Annotated in this window: 19 protein-coding genes; 13 read left to right on the forward strand and 6 right to left on the reverse strand. The window is 68.5% G+C overall.

Annotated elements, in window-relative coordinates; all coding sequences use genetic code 11:
* The 3 genes from ABB34_RS02560 to ABB34_RS02570 form a co-directional block, all read left to right on the forward strand.
* The coding region (locus ABB34_RS02560; protein ID WP_057639674.1) for a homocysteine S-methyltransferase family protein at positions 1-1,019 on the forward strand (1,019 nt) is incomplete at its 5' end.
* A complete protein-coding gene (metH, locus tag ABB34_RS02565) occupies positions 1,016-3,700 on the forward strand; it encodes a methionine synthase (RefSeq protein WP_057639675.1) in 2,685 nt (894 codons plus the stop codon). The genes ABB34_RS02560 and metH, both read left to right, overlap by 4 nt.
* Positions 3,701-3,991: 291 nt before the next feature.
* Positions 3,992-5,164, forward strand: coding sequence for an MFS transporter (locus ABB34_RS02570; protein ID WP_057639676.1), 1,173 nt, complete (start codon positions 3,992-3,994; stop codon positions 5,162-5,164).
* 91 nt (positions 5,165-5,255) lie between these two features.
* Here ABB34_RS02570 and ABB34_RS02575 read toward each other — a convergent pair whose 3' ends face one another.
* The 5 genes from ABB34_RS02575 to ABB34_RS02595 all read right to left on the reverse strand — a co-directional run bounded on the left by ABB34_RS02575 (position 5,256) and on the right by ABB34_RS02595 (position 9,244).
* On the reverse strand, positions 5,256-5,903 hold the full coding sequence (locus ABB34_RS02575; protein WP_057639677.1) for a DUF2058 domain-containing protein: 648 nt from the start codon (positions 5,901-5,903) through the stop codon (positions 5,256-5,258).
* A gap of 107 nt (positions 5,904-6,010) precedes the next feature.
* The gene (locus ABB34_RS02580) at positions 6,011-6,253 is read right to left on the reverse strand and encodes a SlyX family protein (RefSeq protein WP_057639678.1); all 243 of its coding nucleotides are present in this window, start codon (positions 6,251-6,253) and stop codon (positions 6,011-6,013) included.
* Positions 6,246-7,595 (reverse strand): UDP-glucose dehydrogenase family protein, encoded by a 1,350-nt coding sequence (locus ABB34_RS02585; RefSeq protein WP_057639679.1) that lies wholly within the window; start codon positions 7,593-7,595, stop codon positions 6,246-6,248. The genes ABB34_RS02580 and ABB34_RS02585 overlap by 8 nt, the downstream gene beginning before the upstream one ends.
* A 22-nt stretch (positions 7,596-7,617) precedes the next feature.
* Complete coding sequence (locus ABB34_RS02590) at positions 7,618-8,577, reverse strand: FKBP-type peptidyl-prolyl cis-trans isomerase N-terminal domain-containing protein (protein WP_057639680.1); 960 nt, start codon at positions 8,575-8,577, stop codon at positions 7,618-7,620.
* A gap of 97 nt (positions 8,578-8,674) precedes the next feature.
* Positions 8,675-9,244, reverse strand: coding sequence for a glutathione peroxidase (locus ABB34_RS02595; protein ID WP_057639681.1), 570 nt, complete (start codon positions 9,242-9,244; stop codon positions 8,675-8,677).
* A gap of 129 nt (positions 9,245-9,373) precedes the next feature.
* Here ABB34_RS02595 and ABB34_RS02600 point away from each other — a divergent pair, with 129 nt between their 5' ends.
* From ABB34_RS02600 to ABB34_RS02630, 7 genes are all read left to right on the forward strand, one after another.
* Positions 9,374-9,625: a hypothetical protein gene (locus ABB34_RS02600; RefSeq protein WP_057639682.1), complete on the forward strand. Its 252-nt coding sequence runs from the start codon at positions 9,374-9,376 to the stop codon at positions 9,623-9,625.
* A gap of 2 nt (positions 9,626-9,627) precedes the next feature.
* Positions 9,628-9,990 (forward strand): GntR family transcriptional regulator, encoded by a 363-nt coding sequence (locus ABB34_RS02605; protein WP_057639683.1) that lies wholly within the window; start codon positions 9,628-9,630, stop codon positions 9,988-9,990.
* Positions 9,987-10,886 carry an ABC transporter ATP-binding protein gene (locus tag ABB34_RS02610; protein ID WP_057639684.1) on the forward strand — a complete coding sequence of 300 codons (900 nt, stop codon included), beginning with the start codon at positions 9,987-9,989 and terminating at the stop codon, positions 10,884-10,886. The genes ABB34_RS02605 and ABB34_RS02610 overlap by 4 nt, the downstream gene beginning before the upstream one ends.
* Complete coding sequence (locus tag ABB34_RS02615; protein ID WP_057639685.1) at positions 10,883-11,896, forward strand: hypothetical protein; 1,014 nt, start codon at positions 10,883-10,885, stop codon at positions 11,894-11,896. The genes ABB34_RS02610 and ABB34_RS02615 overlap by 4 nt, the downstream gene beginning before the upstream one ends.
* A 38-nt stretch (positions 11,897-11,934) precedes the next feature.
* Positions 11,935-12,759, forward strand: coding sequence for a DUF4097 family beta strand repeat-containing protein (locus ABB34_RS02620; RefSeq protein ID WP_057639686.1), 825 nt, complete (start codon positions 11,935-11,937; stop codon positions 12,757-12,759).
* Between the two features lie 31 nt (positions 12,760-12,790).
* Positions 12,791-13,384 carry a DUF2884 family protein gene (locus ABB34_RS02625; protein ID WP_057639687.1) on the forward strand — a complete coding sequence of 198 codons (594 nt, stop codon included), beginning with the start codon at positions 12,791-12,793 and terminating at the stop codon, positions 13,382-13,384.
* Positions 13,385-13,446: 62 nt separating this feature from the next.
* The gene (locus ABB34_RS02630) at positions 13,447-13,893 is read left to right on the forward strand and encodes a hypothetical protein (RefSeq protein WP_057639688.1); all 447 of its coding nucleotides are present in this window, start codon (positions 13,447-13,449) and stop codon (positions 13,891-13,893) included.
* 81 nt (positions 13,894-13,974) lie between these two features.
* Here the strand turns inward: ABB34_RS02630 and ABB34_RS02635 are convergent, their stop codons facing one another.
* Positions 13,975-15,369: a class II fumarate hydratase gene (locus ABB34_RS02635; RefSeq protein ID WP_057639689.1), complete on the reverse strand. Its 1,395-nt coding sequence runs from the start codon at positions 15,367-15,369 to the stop codon at positions 13,975-13,977.
* 272 nt (positions 15,370-15,641) lie between these two features.
* On the opposite strand from ABB34_RS02635, the gene purB reads away from it, so the two are divergent.
* The 3 genes from purB (at position 15,642) to ABB34_RS02650 (ending at position 19,454) form a co-directional block, all read left to right on the forward strand.
* The gene (gene purB / locus ABB34_RS02640) at positions 15,642-17,009 is read left to right on the forward strand and encodes an adenylosuccinate lyase (protein ID WP_057639690.1); all 1,368 of its coding nucleotides are present in this window, start codon (positions 15,642-15,644) and stop codon (positions 17,007-17,009) included.
* A gap of 102 nt (positions 17,010-17,111) precedes the next feature.
* Positions 17,112-18,536: a ribosomal protein uL16 3-hydroxylase gene (locus ABB34_RS02645; RefSeq protein WP_057639691.1), complete on the forward strand. Its 1,425-nt coding sequence runs from the start codon at positions 17,112-17,114 to the stop codon at positions 18,534-18,536.
* A 9-nt stretch (positions 18,537-18,545) separates the two neighbouring features.
* Complete coding sequence (locus tag ABB34_RS02650; RefSeq protein WP_057639692.1) at positions 18,546-19,454, forward strand: GNAT family N-acetyltransferase; 909 nt, start codon at positions 18,546-18,548, stop codon at positions 19,452-19,454.
* Positions 19,455-19,576: the final 122 nt, after the last annotated feature.

Raw genomic sequence — 19,576 nt, forward strand, 5'->3', positions numbered from 1 at the left:
AGCGCATCCTGATCATCGACGGCGCGATGGGCACGATGATCCAGCGCCACGGGTTGGAGGAAGCCGACTATCGCGGGCAGCGCTTCGTCGATGGCTTCGACAGCGCCCATGTGCACGGCCCCGGCTGCGGCCATGACCTGAAAGGCAACAACGACCTGCTGTTGCTGAGCAAGCCCGATGTCATCGCCGGCATCCACACCGAATACCTGGAGGCCGGCGCCGACCTGGTCGAGACCAATACCTTCAATGCCACCTCGGTCAGCCAGGCCGACTACCACCTCGAACACCTGGTCTACGAATTGAACAAGGCCGGCGCGCAGGTGGCGCGGCAATGCTGCGACGCCATCGAGGCACTCACGCCGGACAAGCCGCGCTTCGTCATCGGCGTGCTCGGCCCGACCAGCCGCACCGCCTCGATCAGCCCCAACGTCAACGACCCCGGCTTCCGCAACACCAGCTTCGACGAGCTGCGCGGCACCTACCGCGAGGCCATCGACGGCCTGATCGACGGCGGCGCCGACACGCTGATGGTGGAAACCATCTTCGACACGCTCAATGCCAAGGCCGCGCTGTTCGCCATCGAGGAAGCCTTCGACGCGCGCGGCGGCCGCCTGCCGGTGATGATCTCCGGCACCATCACCGATGCCTCCGGCCGCACCCTGTCCGGGCAGACCGCCGAAGCCTTCCATGCCTCGGTCGCGCATGGCCAGCCGCTGTCGATCGGCTTCAACTGCGCGCTCGGCGCGACCGACATGCGCCCGCACGTGGAAACGTTGGCGCAGGTGTCCAGCGGCTACGTCAGCGCCCACCCGAATGCCGGCCTGCCCAACGCCTTCGGCGAATACGACGAGACGCCGGAGGAAATGGCCGCCACGCTGAAGGAGTTCGCCACCTCCGGCTTGTTGAACCTGGTCGGCGGCTGCTGCGGCACCACCCCGGCGCACATCAAGGCGATTGCCGAGGCGGTGGCCGGCGTACCGCCGCGCGCATTGCCTCAGGCGCAGGAGCAGGCCGCATGAGCACGCAACCGCATACCCGCCTGTCCGGGCTGGAACCGCTGGTCATCACCCCCGACCTGCTGTTCGTCAACGTCGGCGAGCGCACCAACGTCACCGGCAGCGCGCAGTTCAAGAAGCTGATCAAGGAGGAACGCTACGAGGAAGCGGTGGACGTGGCGCGGCAGCAGGTCGCCAGCGGCGCGCAGATCCTCGACGTCAACATGGACGAGGGCCTGATCGACTCCGAAAAGGCGATGACCCGCTTCCTCAACCTGATCATGTCCGAGCCGGACATCGCCCGCATCCCGGTGATGGTCGACTCCTCGAAATGGAGCGTGATCGAGGCCGGCCTGAAGTGCCTGCAGGGCAAGAGCGTGGTCAACTCGATCTCGATGAAGGAAGGCGAAGCGGCCTTCATCGAACACGCCAGGCTGGTGCGCCGCTATGGCGCCGCCGCGGTGGTGATGGCCTTCGATGAAGAAGGCCAGGCCGACACCTGCGCGCGCAAGGTGGAAATCTGCACCCGCGCCTATCGCATCCTCGTCGAGCAGGTCGGCTTCCCGCCGCAGGACATCATCTTCGACCCCAACATCTTCGCCGTCGCCACCGGCATCGAGGAGCACGACAACTACGCGGTGGACTTCATCGAGGCCACCCGCATCATCAAGCAGACGCTGCCGCATTGCCACGTGTCCGGCGGCGTGTCGAACGTGTCGTTCTCGTTCCGCGGCAACGAGACGGTGCGGCAGGCGATCCACTCGGTGTTCCTGTACCACGCGATCAAGGCCGGCATGGACATGGGCATCGTCAACGCCGGCGCATTGCCGATCTACGACCAGCTCGACCCGGAACTGCGCGAGCGCGTGGAGGACGTGATCCTCAACCGCCGCAAGGACGGCACCGAGCGCCTGCTGGAAATCGCCGAACGCTACAAGGGAAAGAAAGGCGAGAAAAAGGTCGAGGACCTGGGCTGGCGCGAAAAGCCGGTGCGCGAGCGGCTGGCGCACGCGCTGGTGCACGGGCTGGACGCGTGGGTCGAGGAAGACACCGAGGAAGCCCGGCAACAGGCCACGCGCCCGCTGGACGTGATCGAAGGCCCGCTGATGGACGGCATGAACGTGGTCGGCGATTTGTTCGGCGCCGGCAAGATGTTCCTGCCGCAGGTGGTCAAGTCCGCGCGGGTGATGAAGAAGGCGGTGGCCTACCTGCTGCCGTTCATCGAGGCCGAGAAGCTGCGTACCGGCGACGTCGGCAAGAGCAATGGCAAGATCGTGATGGCCACGGTCAAGGGCGACGTGCACGACATCGGCAAGAACATCGTCGGCGTGGTCCTGGCCTGCAACAACTTCGAGGTGATCGACCTCGGGGTGATGGTGCCGGCGCAGAAGATCATCGACACCGCGGTGGCGGAAAACGCCGATTTGATCGGCGTTTCGGGCCTTATCACCCCGTCGCTGGAGGAGATGAGCCACGTCGCGCGCGAGATGCAGCGGCAAGGCATGAGCATCCCGTTGATGATCGGCGGCGCCACCACCTCGCGCGCGCATACCGCGCTGAAGATCGACCCGCACTACAAATCGCCGACGATCTGGGTGAAGGACGCCTCGCGCGCGGTCGGCGTGGCGCAGTCGCTGATTTCCGAGGAGCTGCGCGGCCCGTTCGTGGCGGCCAACGAGGCCGACTACGCCGAGATCCGCCAGCGCCACCGCAACCGCGGCGACGCCAAGCGGCTGGTGTCGCTGGAACATGCGCGCGGCCAGCGCTTCACCTGCGACTGGTCGCAGTACGATCCGCCGGCGCCGAAGCAACCGGGCCTGCACGTGTTCGACGACTGGCCGCTGGACGACCTGCTGCCGTTCATCGACTGGTCGCCGTTCTTCAGCGCGTGGGAGCTGGCCGGCAAGTTCCCGGCCATTCTCAGCGACGAAATTGTCGGCACCCAGGCCAGCGAGCTGTACCGCGATGCGCGCGCCATGCTGGACAAGGTCATTGCGGAAAAGTGGCTGACCGCCAAGGCGGTGTTCGGGCTGTGGCCGGCCAACAGCCGCGGCGACGACGTCGTCATCAACGCCACCTCCAGTCCCACCACCCTGCACTTCCTGCGCCAGCAGGTGGACAAGCCGGCCGAACGCCCGGATTTCTGCCTGGCCGACTTCATCGCGCCCGAAGACAGCGGCAAGCAGGACTGGGTCGGCGGTTTCGCCGTCACCGCCGGCCTCGGCATCGAGCCGCACCTGGAGCGCTTCCGCGCCGAGTTCGACGACTACAACGCGATCCTGCTCAAGGCGCTGGCCGACCGTCTGGCCGAAGCGCTGGCCGAACGCCTGCACCACCGCGTGCGCACCGAATTCTGGGGCTACGCGGCGGACGAAGCGCTCGACAACGAGGCGCTGATCGCCGAGAAATACAGCGGCATCCGCCCCGCCCCCGGCTACCCCGCCTGCCCCGAGCACAGCGAGAAGCGCACCCTGTTCGACCTGCTCGACGCCGAGCGCAACGCCGGCATGATCCTGACCGAAGGCTTCGCGATGCTGCCGGCGGCGGCGGTGTCCGGCTATTACTTCAGCCATCCGCGGAGCCAGTACTTCGTGGTCGGCCGGGTGTCCAAGGAGCAGGTGGCCGACTACGCGCGGCGCAAGGGCGTGGACCGTGCGCAGGCGGAGAGGTGGCTGGCCTCCAACCTCGATTACGACCCCGAATGAAACCCGCCCCGCAGATGCGGCGGCATTCGGGCGTGGCGATGCGGTGCGCCCTGCGGTGGCGCACCGCTGCCATTGCCGCGGTGGCTAAAGCCCAGGCCAAGGTCGCGGCCTGGAACGCCGAAGCGACGCCCTGACCCCGGCACCGCAGACGGCGGCCACGGGCGACGGGGCAAGGGATCCCGCCGCCGTTGCATCCATCCACCCGATCCGTTTGGACCCGGCCATACAGGGCACAATAGGCGCCGCGGCAAGACACCGCGCCCTGTCCTCCCGCGCCCCACGCGCACGCCCATGACTTCCGTTGCCAGCCCACGGTCGCCGGTCCCCGTCGCCCGCTTGTCCAGCTTCTATTTCTTCTACTACGCCGCGCTGGGCGCATTCACCCCGTACTGGAGCCTGTACCTGCAATCGCGTGGCATGGGCGTGACCGCGATCAGCGTGATGATGAGCCTGTGGTACGCGACCCGCGTCATCGCGCCCAGCACCTGGACCTCGCTGGCGGCGTTGTCGCCGCGGCCGATCCGCTGGCTGCGCATCGGCTGCGTGCTGACCGTCGTCAGCTTCGCCGGCTTCCTGCCGCCGCAACCGCAGTGGATGCTGTACGCGGTGATGGTGGGCTTCTGCTTCTTCTACAACGCGGTGATGCCGCAGTTCGAGTCGATCACCCTCACCCACCTGGGCAGCGACAGCCACCGCTACGGCATGATCCGGGTGTGGGGCTCGCTGGGCTTCATCGCGGTGGTGATGCTGTTCGGCTGGCTGATCGAACGCCACGGCGCCGCCGGGCTGCCATGGTGGATGCTGCCGCTGTTCGTGTTGATGACCGGCGCGGCCTTCTGCAACCGCTACGCCCGCCACATCGGCACCCATGCCGCGCACGTGCAGGGCTTCTGGGCGATCGTACGGCGGCCGCCGGTATTGGCGTTCTTCGTCGCCGCCTTCCTCGAACAGCTCTCGTTCGGGCCGTACTACACGTTCTTTTCCATCTACATGGAGCACCACGGCTACGGCGCGGCGATGCTCGGCCTGATGTGGACGGTGGGCGTGGTGTTCGAAGTGGCGGTGTTCTTCCTGATCGCCGGCTTCTTCCGCCGCTGGGACGCCAGCTGGCTGCTGATCGTGTCGATGGCCAGCGCCGCACTGCGCTGGTGGGCCACCGCGCTGTGGCCGGAGAACCTGCCGGTGATGCTGGCCGCGCAGGCCACCCATTGCCTCGGCTTCGCCGCGTTCTTCGCCTCGGCGATGCAACTGCTGGCGCGCTATTTCCCCGGCAACCTCAACGGCCACGGGCAAGGGTTGTTCTACGGTTTCTCGTCCGGGCTGGGCGGCGTGCTCGGCGCGCTGATCGCCGGCCAGCTGTGGCACTTCGGCGACGGCAAGGTGGCCTTCATCGCCGGCGGTTGCTTTGCCCTGGCCGGCGCGTTGATCGCCTTCTGCTTCGTGCCCGAAAGAAAGCAATCGTAGATGCGGGGCTTGCCCCGCATGAGGCTTTCTCTGCCAAGCCCCGTGCCGGGCAAGCCCGGCACCTACGATGGAGGGCTTGCTTCCAGCGAATTCACCAGACCAGATCGTCGGGAACCTGGTACTTCGGATCGGCGTAGGGATCGTCCCCGGCCGGGGCGTCGGGGTCCACCTTCAACGCCACGGCCGGGGCGAAGACCTGCTCCGCCTCGGCCAGCAGCTCGGCGGTCACCAGGACGTAGCGCCCGTTCTGCTGCAGCACGCCCAGCTGCCCGGCGTTGAGCGCCCTGAGCTGCTCGGCGGTGACGTAGATGCGCTTGATCTTGCCGCCATACGGGAAGTGGCGGGCGATGTCGGCGGCGGGGTCGTTCAACCCCTTGTCCTTGACCAGCTCGTCCAGCTTCGCACGCGCCTCGCGCCGCAGGCGTGCTTCTTCCTGCTTCTGCCGCTCGGCCTCGATGCGCTCGTCCTTTTCCCGCTGCGCGCGGATCGCATAGGCCTTGGCCAGGTCGATGTCTTCCTGCGAGCGTGGCTTGCGCGGGGCCGGTTGCCCCCCACGCGCGGGCTTTCCCCCCTGCCCCGGCTTGCCGCCGTGGCCGGCCTTGCCGCCCTGCTTGTTGCCGGGCTGCTGGCCATGCTTGCCCTGCGGGCGGTTGTCGCGGCGCGCTTCAGGCTTGCGTTCAGGCTTGGGGGGGGACTTGAAGCCCAACCCGAGCAGTTGGTCGCGGAGTGTGTCGCTCATGGTGCAGTGTCGGCTGATGGGATAGGTGACGATTGGTGGCGGCAGCCTTTGCGGACGGGCCGCTCCTGCGCCCGCCAGCCCGGCCCCGGCCACCAATCAAGGCGGCGTCAATAATGCGGGGGCGGCGGCTCGCTCGCCGGATCGGCGGAATACAGTGCGTTGCGCACCTTGCCCAGGTCTTCCAGCAACACGCGCAGCACGTCGGCGTTGCGGCTGCCCTGCAGGCGCGCGTCGGCCAGCGCTTCGCTCAGCTCGGCCAGTGCATGCTCCTGGAAGGAAACACGCATTTCCAGTTCGACCAGGCGCGCTTCCAGCGCCTGCTCGCGTTCGTTTGGAAACAACTCAGACATGCAGTGAACGCCCCCGGCCGATGCCGTAATAGGCCAGCCCGGCCGCTTCGATCTCGTCGGGCCGGTACAGGTTGCGGCCGTCGAACACCACGTCGTCGCCCAGTGCCGCGGCGATGCGCGCGAAATCCGGGCTGCGGAACTGCTTCCACTCGGTGACCACGACCAATGCATCGGCGCCTTCCAGCGCATCGTGGGCGGTTTCGCAGAACATCAGGTCCCCGCGCTCGCCGAAGATGCGGCGCGCCTCCTGCATCGCCTCGGGGTCGTAGACGCGCACGTGCGCGCCGGCTTCCCACAACTGCGCCAGCAGGCGGCGGCTGGAGGCTTCGCGCATGTCGTCGGTATTGGGCTTGAACGCCAGCCCCCACACCGCGAAGGTCTTGCCACGCACGCCTTCGTCCTCGCCGCGGTCGTAGTGGCGCTGGATCAGCTCGAACAGGTGTCCTTTCTGCGCATCGTTGACCGCCTCCACCGCATCCAGCAGCCGCGGCACGTGGCCATGCTGCATGGCAGTGCGCGCCAGCGCCCGCACGTCCTTGGGGAAACAGGAGCCGCCGTAGCCGGCGCCGGGATAGATGAAGTGCCAGCCGATGCGCGGATCCGAACCGATGCCCCGGCGCACCTGCTCGACGTCGGCACCGACGCGCTCGGCGATGTTGGCGATCTCGTTCATGAAGCTGATCTTGGTCGCCAGCATCGCGTTGGCGGCGTATTTGGTCAGCTCGGCCGAGCGCACGTCCATCTCCACCACGCGGTCGTGGTTGCGGTTGAACGGCGCGTACAGGCGGCGCATCACCGCCACCGACCCGGGGTCGGTGGCGCCGACGATGATGCGATCCGGGCGCATGCAGTCGGCCACCGCATCGCCTTCCTTCAGGAACTCGGGGTTGGAAACCACGTCGAAGTCGATTTCCGCGCCGCGCGCGGCCAGTTCGCCGGCAATCGCCGCACGCACCCGGTCGGCGGTGCCCACCGGCACCGTCGACTTGTTGACCACCACGGTCGGCCGCTGCAGGTGGCGGCCGATGGTGCGGGCCACCGCCAGCACGTATTGCAGGTCGGCGCTGCCGTCCTCGTCCGGCGGCGTGCCGACGGCGATGAACACCACCTGCCCATGCGCGATGGCAGCGGCCGCGTCGGTGGTGAAGGCCAGCCGCGAGGCGGCGTGGTTGGCCTTCACCATCGGTTCCAGCCCCGGCTCGTAGATCGGGACGATGCCGCGGTTCAGGCCATCGACCTTGGCCGGGTCGATGTCGACGCAGACCACGTCATGCCCCACTTCGGCCAGGCAGGTCCCGGTGACGAGACCTACATAACCGGTGCCGAAAATAGCGACGCGCATTGGAAACGGTGGCTCCGGTGGGTTACGGCAGGACGCTCAGCAGTTCGACGTCGAAGGTCAGGGTCGCGTCCGGGCCGATCGGGCCACCCGGGGTGCCTTCGCTGCCGTAGGCCAGCTCGGACGGAATCCAGAAGCGGTACTTGGAACCGGCCGGCATCAGCGCCACGCCCTCGGTCCAGCCCTTGATGACCTGACCCAGGCCGAAATCGACCGGTTGGCCACGCTCGTAGCTGCTGTCGAACACGGTGCCGTCGAGCAGCTTGCCCTCGTAGTTCACCCGCACCCGGCTGCTGGCCACCGGGCGCTCGCCGTTGCCGGCGCGCAGCACCTGGTACTGCAGGCCCGAGGCGGTGGTCACCACGCCCGGCTGGGTCTTGTTCTTGGCCAGGAAGGCGACGCCTTCCTCGCGGTTCTTGCCGGCGGCGGCGGCCTGCTTGGCGGTGCTGTAGGCCTGCAGCGTGGCCTGCGCCTGCTGGCGGTCCATCAGCGGGGTGCCCTTGGCGAAGAGGGTGGCGATGGCCTGGAAGGTCGCGTCCAGGTCGATCTCGTCCTTGATCGGCGCCAGCGACGGGCCGACGGCGTAGCTGCCCAGCATCAGGCCGACCTTCTCGCGGTCCACCGGCGGCGGCTGGCTGCCCGGCGCCATGCCCGGCACCGGCTGCCCGGCGCGCACCATCATCGTCGTGCGCAGGGCCTGGTCGGTCTGCTGCGCCTCTTCCTGCGACAGCAGCGGCTGGCCGCCGGCGAAGGCGTTTTCCACGGCGCGGCGCAGCGCGGCGACATCCACGTCGGCGGCAACCGGCTCGAACGAACTGGCGACATCCACGCCGATGGCGTAACCGACTTTTTCACGTTCCGAGGTCAAAACGGACTTCTCCTTGGTGGCCGCCGGGGCGGCGGGTTGTTGCGCGATGGCGACACCGGTGGCGGCCATTGCCAGAATCAGAAGCGACGCCGTGGCGCCACGCTTTCCCATCTTCATTCGCTGCATTCTCTGGAAGTGAACAAACGCCGCCATCGGCGCGAGGGGCGCCATTGTCGCACGCGTGCCGGTGATGTCGAGGTGCGCGCGGCACCGCTCAATGCTGGTGCGGGGCCGGTGCCGCAAGCTCGCGCTCGATCGCCGCGCGCAGCCCGGCATCGTCCGGGCGCACCTTGCTCGGGAACTGCGCCACCACCCGGCCGTCGCGCGCGATCAGGTACTTGTGGAAGTTCCAGCCCGGCGCGACGCCGGTCAGGCGGGTGAGGTCGCGGTACAGCGGGGTGGCATCGTCGCCGACCACGTGCACCTTCTCGAACATCGGGAACTTCACCCCGTAGGTCAGCGTGCAGAACTCCTGGATCTCCACCTCGGTGCCCGGCTCCTGGCCCTTGAAGTCGTTGGAAGGAAAGCCGAGCACGGCGAAGCCGCGGCCGCCCAGTTCCTGGTGCAGCGCCTCCAACCCTTCGTATTGCGGCGTATAGCCGCACTTGGAGGCGGTGTTGACCACCAGCAGTACCTTGCCGCCATAGTCATGGTTCAGGTTGACCGGCTCCTTGCCGGCCAGCGGGCGGTAGTCGCGGTCCAGCAGGGATTGGTCCCCGGCATGGGCCGGCGCCATGAAAAGGCCGGCGATCGCCATGCCCAGCAGGAAATTTCGAAGTGCCATCTGTGTTCTCCCGGTTGCCCATCGGCGTCGGCAAAGACTAGGCCATCAGTTGGGTTACAGGGGAGTTGCATGTCGGCGTATCGGTGTTATAGTTGCATACAACACCAGACACCCTGTACGGGGATCGCAATGGACCTGAAGCACTGTCGCCCTGCCCTGCCAGCGCTTGCCGCCGCCGGTACGCTGCTGCTGCTCGGCTGCACCCTGTCCATGCCGGCCGGCCGCAGCGCCGCGCCGACGCCCGATGCCGGCCTTGCCGGCGAAGCGGCCGAGGCCGAGGCCGACCTGCCGGAGAAGGCCCGGCGCCACGCGCGGCGGGTGCGCACCAGCCTGTCCCTGCCCTATTTCTCGTTCGCACGTCCGCTGAACCCACGGAGCTGACCATGAGCGACATCCACTGGAGCGATGGCGCTCCGATCTACCGCCAGCTGAAGGACCGGGTCATCGCGATGATGCTGGACGGCATCATCAAGCCGGGCGACGCCCTGCCCTCGGTGCGCCAGGTGGCCGCCGAATACCAGCTCAACCCGATCACCGTCTCGCGCGCCTACCAGGAACTGGCCGACGAGAACCTGGTCGAGAAGCGCCGCGGCCTCGGCATGTTCATGACCGAGGAGGCCGCGCGCAAGCTGCGCGGCAGCGAGCGCGAGCGCTTTCTCAACGAAGAGTGGCCCGGCGTGCTGGAGCGCATCCAGCGCCTGGGGCTGAGCCTGGACGATTTGCTGCCATCGGGGACCAAACAATGAACGCCACTGCCGAAACCGTCGTTTCCGCCCGCGGCCTGCGCAAGGCCTACAAGCGCAAGCCGGCGCTGGACGACACCAGTTTCACCATCGCGCCGGGGCGCATCGTCGGCCTGATCGGCCCCAACGGCGCGGGCAAGACCACCGCGCTGAAGGCCATGCTCGGCCTGACCGCGTTCGAGGGCGAGCTGCAGGTGCTGGGCATGGACCCGCGCCGCCAGCGCAACGCGTTGATGAACGACGTCTGCTTCATCGCCGACGTGGCGGTGCTGCCGCGCTGGATGCGGGTGAAGGAAGCCATCGACTTCGTCGCCGGCGTGCACCCGCGCTTCGACCGCGCCCGCTGCGAGCGCTTCCTCGCCAACACCAAGCTGCTGCCGAAGCAACGCGTGGGCGAGCTGTCCAAGGGCATGGTGGTGCAGTTGCACCTGGCGCTGGTGATGGCCATCGATGCCCGCGTGCTGGTGCTGGACGAGCCCACCCTGGGCCTGGACATCCTGTACCGGAAGGAGTTCTACCAGCGCCTGCTGGAGGACTATTTCGACGAGCAGAAGACCATCCTCATCACCACCCACCAGGTCGAGGAGATCGAGCACATCCTCACCGACGTGCTGTTCATCCGCGACGGCAGGATCGTGCTGTCGGCCGACATGGAAAGCGTGTCCGGCCGCTACACCGAGCTGCTGGCCTCGGCCGACACCGTGCAGGCCGCGCGCGAACTGCGACCCATCGACGAACGTGCGCTGCCGTTCGGCAAGACCGTGCTGCTGTACGACGGCGCCTTGCCCGATGGCACGCCCTCCGGCGTGACCCGCGCGCAACTGGACGCCCTGGGCGAAACCCGCAACCCCGGCCTCGCCGACCTGTTCGTGGCCATCATGAAGGGAACCTACGCATGAACGCCGTCCACCACATCACCCCTCTGGGCAAGTTCAAGTGGCTGCTCAAGCGCGAATACTGGGAAAACCGCGGCGGCTTCCTGCGCGCGCCGCTGGTGGCCGGCGGCGTCTCGCTGCTGCTGACGGTGATGGCGATCATCGCCGGGCTGTTCGCCGCCCACCGCGCCGCAGCCAATGGCGGCCTGCATATCGATGGCGTCAACGTCAACGGCCTGGACCTGGGCATGCTCACCCGGCAGATGTCGCCGGAAGACATGGTCAAGCTCGGCGAAGGCATGAACTTCACCCTGCTGCTCAGTTCGGCATGGCCGTTCATGGTGCTCGGCTTCGTGGTGTTCTTCTATTGTCTGGGCGCGCTGTACGACGACCGCCGCGACCGCAGCGTGCTGTTCTGGAAGTCGCTGCCGCTGTCCGACACGCAGACGGTGCTGTCCAAGCTGGCCAGCGCGGTGGTCGTCGCGCCGGTGCTGGCAACGCTGGCGGCCATCCTCACCATGTTCGGCTTCATCGCGATCATCAGCATCGTGGTGCTGGCCCACGGCGGCAACCCGGTGACGCTGGTCTGGGCGCCGTCCAGCCCGTTCACCCTCATCGCCGGGATGCTGTGCTGGGTGCCGGTCTACGCGCTGTGGGCGCTGCCTACCGTCGGCTGGCTGCTGCTGTGCTCGGCATGGGCCAGGAGCAAGCCGTTCCTGTGGGCGGTGATGCTGCCGGTGTTCGCCGGGGTCGTCGTCAGCTGGTTCGGGCTGATGAAGCTGTTCGCGCTGGATGCCGGCTGGTTCTGGGCGCACGTGGTCGGCCGCCTGCTGCTGGGCACCTTCCCTGGCGTCGAAGTGGCTTACCAGGCCAAGTCCACGCAGGGTCAGTCGCTGCGTTCGGTGCTGGATGGCTTCACCCCGGCCGACCAGTTGGCGACCCTGGCCAGCCCGCAATTGTGGATCGGCGTGGTCGTCGGCGCGTTGTTCATCGCCGCCGCCATCTGGCTGCGCCAGCGCCGCGACGAAATCTGACCGCAAAATCCGACCAATTACGCCCGCGAGGAATCCCGATGAAGATCACGCCCCTGCTGTTCGCCCTGGCCCTGCTGCCGGCCAGTGCCTTCGCCGAAGAACACTGCAAGTTCAGCCAGCCGCAGGCACTGGAACTGGACCTGGCAGGAGTGAAGGCGGTGGTGTTCGAAGTCAACAGCCACGACCTGCGCCTGCAGGCCGGCCCCGGCGCCAAGGGGGCATTGTCCGGCCGCGCCTGTGCCTCCAGCCAGGACCTGCTGGGCCAGCTGTCGCTGGGCCAGCACAAGAGCGGCGACAAACTGACCGTCACGCTGGAACGCAAGCAGCCGGGGCTGAACTTCAACCTCGGCAGCACCTATGCCTGGCTGGACATCGCCGGCACCTTGCCGGACACCCTGCTGGTACAGCTCAAGGTCGGCTCCGGCGACGCCACGCTGGGCGGCGCGCGGGCGATGAGCGCCGACGTCGGTTCCGGCGACGTCAAGGCGCGCGACATCGGCGGCCTGGCAAGCGTCGCGGTCGGCTCGGGCGATGTCGAGCTGGACAACGTCGGCACGCTGCACCTGCTGTCGGTCGGTTCCGGCGACGTCCAGGCCCGCGGCGTGCGCGGCGAGGCCAAGGTCGGCAGCATCGGCTCCGGCGACCTGCAACTGCGCGACGTGCAGGGTGCGGTGAGCATCGACAGCATCGGTTCGGGCGATGTCGAACTCGACGGCGTGCAGGGCGCGGTGACGCTGGGCACGCTGGGGTCGGGCGACCTCGACGTGCGCGGCGCCGCCAGCCTGAGCGTGCGCCGCCGCGGCAGCGGCTCGATCGACCACCGCGACGTCCGCGGCAGCGTCGACCTGCCGAAAAAGCACTGACCCCTTCCACTTTCCCGCAAAGGACGCCGCCATGAAGAAGCTCGATACCTGCCTGTTCGCCCTGCTGCTGTGCCTGCCGCTGGCCGCCTGCGGCGGGCAGCCATCCTCCTCCACCGCGACCGAAACCGCCGACACCACGCTTGGCAAGAAGGTGCGCGAGGCCACCGACGAGGCCCGCAGGAAGCTGGCCACGGAGAACATCAGCGTTTCCCGCAACAACGGCGTCAAGGCGGAAATCACCCCGGCCGGCGACCTGTTGATCGACGGCAAGGCGGTCGCCATCGACGACGCCCAGCGCAAGCTGCTGCTGGACTACCGCACGCAGATCGTGAAGGTGGCCGAAGCCGGCATCGATGTCGGCGTGCAGGGCGCGAACCTCGGCATGCGCGCGGCAGGCGAGGCGATCAAGGGCATCTTCTCCGGCGATACCGACAAGATCGAGGAACGGGTCAACGCCGAGGCGAAGCGGCTGGAAGAAAGCGCCCTGAAGATCTGCGAGCAGATGCCGGCCATGCTCGCCACCCAGCAGCAACTGGCCACGGCCGTCCCCGAGTTCAAGCCCTACGCCACCATGGACCAGGACGACATCGAGGAATGCCGCAAGGGCAGCGTGACCCTGCGCTAAGCCGTGACGCCCGGCAGCGGCGGTAGAATGCCGCCCCTGCCGTTCGTCCCCGTACCGTCGCCATGAAGAAGCTGCTACCCGTCCTGCTCGCCTGCGCCACCCTGCTCAGCGGCTGCGGCGACCGCGAAAAGTACGCGGCCCACCGCGCCGAGCGCAGCAAGCCCAAGACCGAGGTCAGCGCGGGCATGGTGGCGATACGGCGTGCGCCCTATCCCAACCTGACCATCCTGCCCGGCGGCCACCTGCGGGTGGACGACATCGAGATCCCGCTGAAGCCGGCGCAGCAGGAAGTGCTGCAGGACAGCTTCGTCAAGCTGCAGATCCTGCGCCAGAACACCCTGACCGACGCCGCCACGACCGACGCCGCCACGACCGACGGCGCCGGCGAACGCAGCGTGCCGATCCAGCACGCGCCCGGGCAGCCGCCCTTCCCGGCCGACCTGGCCACCGGCATTCCCGAATTCAAGGAATACGGCGAGGCGCTGGCCAACCTGCGCGCGGTGCGCTGAAAGCCGTGGATGCGGGGCTCGCCCCGCATGAAGCCTCACCGGGAACGTCCCTGCGCGGGGCAAGCCCCGCACCTGCGGCACTCACCCGTGGATACCGCCGCGGGTAAGCGCCGCCGGGTCCAGCAGCCGCTTCAGCTCCGCCTCCGGCAGCCCGCTGTCCTCGCGCGCCACGTCCAGCACCGGGCGCTGCTCCTTGTAGGCGCGCTTGGCGATGGCCGCGGCCTTTTCGTAGCCGATGATGGGGTTGAGCGCGGTCACCAGGATCGGGTTGCGGGCCAGCGCCTCGCGCACCCGCTCCTGCTTGACCACCAGCCCGGCGAACACCTTGTCGGCCAGCAGGTTCATCACGCTGGACAGCAGTTGGATCGAATCGAGCAGGTTGGCCGCGATCAGCGGCAGGGTCACGTTCAACTGGAAGTTGCCGGTCTGCCCGGCCACGGTGATCGCGGTGTGGTGGCCGATGACCTGCGCGGCGGCCATCACCGTCGCCTCCGGGATCACCGGGTTGACCTTGCCCGGCATGATCGAACTGCCCGGCTGCAGCGCCGGCAGTTCCACCTCGCCGAGCCCGGCCAGCGGCCCGGCGTTCATCCAGCGCAGGTCGTTGGCGATCTTGATCAGCGCCACCGCCAGCGTGTTGAGCTGGCCGGACAGTTCAACCGCGTCGTCCTGCGCGGCCAGCCCCTCGAACTTGTTGTCGGCGCTGTCGAACCTGACCCCGGTGCCCGCCGAAAGCGCGCGCGCCACCTTGCCGCCGAAGCGCGGGTCGGCGTTGATGCCGGTACCGATCGCGGTGCCGCCCAGCGGCAGCCGGCGCAGGCGCTTGAGCGCGTCCTCGATGCGCCCCTGCGCCGAGGCCAGCTGCGCCGACCATGCGCCGAACTCCTGCGCGAAGGTCAGCGGCATCGCATCCATCAGGTGGGTGCGCCCGGTCTTGACCACCTTGCCCAGCGAACGCCCGCGCCTGTCGATGGTCCGGCGCAGGTGCTTGAGCGCCGGCAGCAGCGTTTCCACCGTTTCCAGCTGCGCCGAGACGCGGATGGCAGTGGGGATCACGTCGTTGGAACTCTGCCCGAGGTTGACGTGGTCGTTGGGGTGCACGCGGGTCTTGCCGGCCTTGCCGCCCAGGTTGGCGAGCGTGGCGATGACCTCGTTGGCGTTCATGTTCGACGAGGTGCCCGAGCCGGTCTGGTAGACGTCCAGCGGGAAATGCGCGTCGTGCGCGCCGGCCGCCACTTCCGCCGCCGCCGCCGCGATCGCCCTGCCCACGCCCTTGGGCAGCAGCCCCAGGCCGGCATTGACCTCGGCGGCCGCGCCCTTGATCAGGCCCAGCGCACGGATGAAGGCACGCGGCATGCGCTGCCCGGACACCGGGAAATTCTGCACCGCGCGCTGGGTCTGTGCCCCCCACAGCGCCTCGGCCGGCACCTGCAGTTCGCCCATGCTGTCGTGTTCGAGCCGGTATTTTTCGCTCATTCGCAATCTCCTGATGTGGGTAAGGAAGTCAGCGGCTGGCGGCGCGAAGGCCCGGGCTGGCGGCTGCGCGCAGGATACGCCGCGGTGCCGCGCGAGGCGATGGAGGCCAGCCTCCCCGCTCCCCGCAGGAGCGACGTCAGTCGCGATGGGGCTATACCGGGAATGCCCGGTCGCGACTGACGCCGCTCCTACAGGGGGCTTCGGGGCCCGGCGAGCAGCCGCCCGACCCTGCCGTAGAATATGGCCCCCATCGTCATCACCCTCCGGCCCCCATGACCGACTCTGCCCTGCTCGCCCTGTCCCCGCTCGATGGCCGCTACGCCTCCAAGGTGGACGCGCTGCGCCCGATCTTCTCCGAGTACGGCCTGATCCGCGCCCGGGTGAAGGTGGAAATCGAATGGCTGCTGGCGCTGGCCGCCGAGCCGGGCATCGCCGAGCTGGCCGACTTCTCCGCCGCCGGCAAGGCCACGCTGCGCGCGCTGGCCGAAGGCTTCAGCCCGGCCGACGCGGCCCGGGTCAAGGAAATCGAACGCACCACCAACCACGACGTCAAGGCCGTGGAGTACTTCATCAAGGAACGCCTGCGCGACGACACCGAACTGGCCCCGGCGCTGGAGTTCGTGCATTTCGCCTGCACCAGCGAGGACATCAACAACCTGTCCTATGGCCTGATGCTGGCCGAAGCGCGCGAAAAGGTGCTGCTGCCGGCCTACGCAGGCATCGCCGCCACGCTGCGCAAGCTGGCGCACGAGCAGGCGACGCAGCCGATGCTCTCGCGCACCCACGGCCAGACCGCCTCGCCGACCACCCTGGGCAAGGAAATCGCCAACGTCGTCGCCCGCCTGGAACGGCAGGTCCGGCAGATCGCCGCGGTCGAGCTGACCGGCAAGATCAATGGCGCCGTCGGCAACTACAACGCCCACGTCGTGTCCTACCCCGACGTGGACTGGCCGGTCTTCGCACGGAAGTTCGTCGAATCGCTGGGGCTGGTGTTCAACCCCTACACCACCCAGATCGAGCCGCACGACAACGTCGCCGAGATCGGCGACGCCACCCGCCGCGCCAACACCATCCTGATCGACCTGGCCCGCGACATCTGGGGCTATGTCTCGCTGGGCTACTTCAAGCAGAGGCTCAAGGAAGGCGAAGTCGGCTCCTCGACCATGCCGCACAAGGTCAACCCGATCGACTTCGAGAACGCCGAGGGCAACTTCGGCATCGCCAACGCCCTGTTCGAGCACTTCAGCGCCAAGCTGCCGATCAGCCGCTGGCAGCGCGACCTGACCGACTCCACCGTGCTGCGCGCGCTCGGCACCTCCTTCGGCCACACCCAGGTGGCGCTGGACTCGCTGGCCAAGGGCCTGGGCAAGCTGGAGGTGAACCCGCAGCGGCTGGACGCCGACCTCGACGCGGCGTGGGAAGTGCTGGCCGAAGCGGTGCAGACGGTGATGCGCCGCCACGGCCTGCCCAACCCCTACGAGCAGCTCAAGGCGCTGACCCGCGGCCAGGGCATCACCGCCAGGTCGATGCGTGCCTTCATCGAATCGCTGGAACTGCCGGAAGACGCCAGGCAGCGCCTGCTGGCGATGACGCCGGGCAGCTATACCGGTTTGGCCGCCGAACTGGCCAAGGCCATCTGAACTTTCCCGTAGGAGCGCACCTTGGTGCGCGACTTGGCTTTCCCGGCAAAGCCCCATCGCGCACCAAGGTGCGCTCCTACCCCGCAATCCAAGGATTTCCCCATGGCCACCGCCAAGCCAAAAACCTTCCCCATCGAAGTCCAGGCCCGCCCCGGCCTGATGCTGGGCATGCCCGCCGAGCGCTTCCTGCGCGACTATTGGCAGAAGCGCCCGCTGCTGATCCGCGGCGCCTTCGCCGGTTTCCAGACCCCGGTGCAGCCCGAAGACCTCGCCGGGCTGGCCTGCGAGGAAGGCGCGCTGGCGCGCATCGTCAGCCATGACCCGGCGACCGACGCGTGGACGCTGCGCACCGGCCCGTTCAACGAGGAAGACTTCCCCGGCATGCCCGACCACGACTGGACCCTGCTGGTGCAGGACGTGGACAAGTGGGATGCCGACGTGCGCGCGCTGGTGGACCACTTCGGCTTCCTGCCGCGCTGGCGCATGGACGACGTGATGATCAGCTTCGCCGCCACCGGCGGCGGCGTCGGCGCGCACGTGGACCAGTACGACGTGTTCCTGCTGCAGGCCCATGGCCGGCGCCACTGGAAGATCGACGCCAGCGAATCCACCAAGGGCAAGCGCCCGCCGCTGGGCTTCCGCGACGACGTGGAGCTGAAGCTGCTCAAGAGCTTCAAGCCCACCCACGACTGGGTGCTGGAGCCGGGCGACATGCTGTACCTGCCGCCAAACGTGCCGCACGACGGCATCGCGGTGGACCCGTGCCTGACCTTCTCCTTCGGCATGCGCGCACCGTCCTCGGCCGAGCTGATCAGCGACTGGCTGGACGACCTGGTGGCCGACGCCGACGAGGCGATCCGCTACCAGGACCCGGACCTGAAGCTGCCGGCCGACCCCAACGAGATAGACGCGGCGGCAATGGCGCGTGTGGTCGCCGCGCTCAATGCCCTGCGCATGAACGACCCGGACCGCCTCGGCGACTGGTTCGGCCGCTTCATCACCACCTACCGCGCCGCCGGCGACATCCTGCCCTCGCAGGCGCCTCCCGCGCCGGAAGAAGTGGAAACCGTGCTGGCCGAAGGCGGCCTGCTCGAACGCCACCCGTGGGCGCGGCTGGCCTGGCGCCGCGCCAGCCGTGGCGCATCGCTGTATTGCTCCGGCCGCAACTTCGCGCTGCCGGTCAAGGACGCGCAGACGCTGGCCGCCGCCGAACGACTCGATGACACCGCCTTCGCCAGGCTCTCGGCCAAGGGCCGCGCCGCTGTGCTGGAACTGCTGGCCGGCGGCCACTACCAGTTGCTGGATGCCGAAACGCTGGCGGCGATGCTGGCCGAGCAGGATGCGCTGGACGTCATGGAGGAAGCGTTCGACGAGGATGCCGACGCCCCGGAATTCGAAATCGAGGTCATCGAATACACCGAGGCCGGCGCAGGCGAACCGGCCAGCGCCGCCATCGACACCGTGCAGGTCAGCGAGGAAGGCGTCGAGGTCGTGGTGATCTGCGACGACGGGGACGACCGCGCGTAAGCCGTCGCGATGGACGCCCCCGCCGCCATCCGCATCGAGGCTGCCGACTACGCGTGCCGGCACGAACAGCTGCACGCGTTGCGCCGGGCCGTGTTCGTCGACGAGCAGCGGGTCCCGATGGAGCTGGAAACCGACGAACTCGACCCGCTCAGCCACCACGTCATCGCCCTGGACGCGGCCGGCCAGGTCGTCGGTACCGGCCGGTTGACGCCGCAGCGGCGCATCGGCCGCATGGCGGTGGCCGCCGGCTGGCGCAACCGCGACGTCGGCGCCGCCCTGCTGCAGGCACTGGTCGCCGAAGCCGGCCGCCGCGGCTGGGACGAGGTGTCGCTGCATGCCCAGCTCGGCGCCCGCAATTTCTACGTCCGCAACGGCTTCCTGCCCGAAGGCACGGAATTCGAGGAGGCCGGCATCGTCCACCAGACCATGCGCCGGCGGCTGGACGGCCCCATGCACGTGCAGGACCCGGCCCAGGGCACGGCCGCGGCCACCGCCGTGGCCCACCGCGCACGGCGCCGGCTGCTGCTGCATTGCCGTGGCGGCGATGCCCCCCTGCTCGGCCAGCCGCCGGTACTGCAGGCCCTGCGCCGCTTCGCCAGCGCCCGCCACGACAAGCAGGCCCTGGTATTGCTGCACGACGGCGACCTGCAGGCCTTGCCGGCCGCGCTGCTGGCGCTGATGCAGCGCCTGCCCAGCGTGTTCGTGCTGCGCGGGCCGGCCGACCCGGCCGATGCCGCAGCGACCTCGGCGGCCATCCTCAACGACACCGGCGACTGCTACTTTCGTCCAATGGGCGAACGCCCCGACGGCGAGCTGTCGCTGGACTCACCGGCCCGGGCACTCGCGCACGAAACACGGTTCCAGCGCATGTGGGAGCGTGCGCACGACTGTCCGGGCCTGCGCGCGCTCGGCATCTGAGCGTCATTCCGGCAGGACATGCGGTGGCCGAGCATTAAGACAGTGGACAGGCGTCACTGCCCCTTCCTGTCCACGCGAGCGTATAATTCGGCGGATTCATCACGCCCGTGCGGCACCCGCCC

The organism is Stenotrophomonas daejeonensis, from assembly GCF_001431505.1.
GTDB lineage: Bacteria > Pseudomonadota > Gammaproteobacteria > Xanthomonadales > Xanthomonadaceae > Stenotrophomonas > Stenotrophomonas daejeonensis.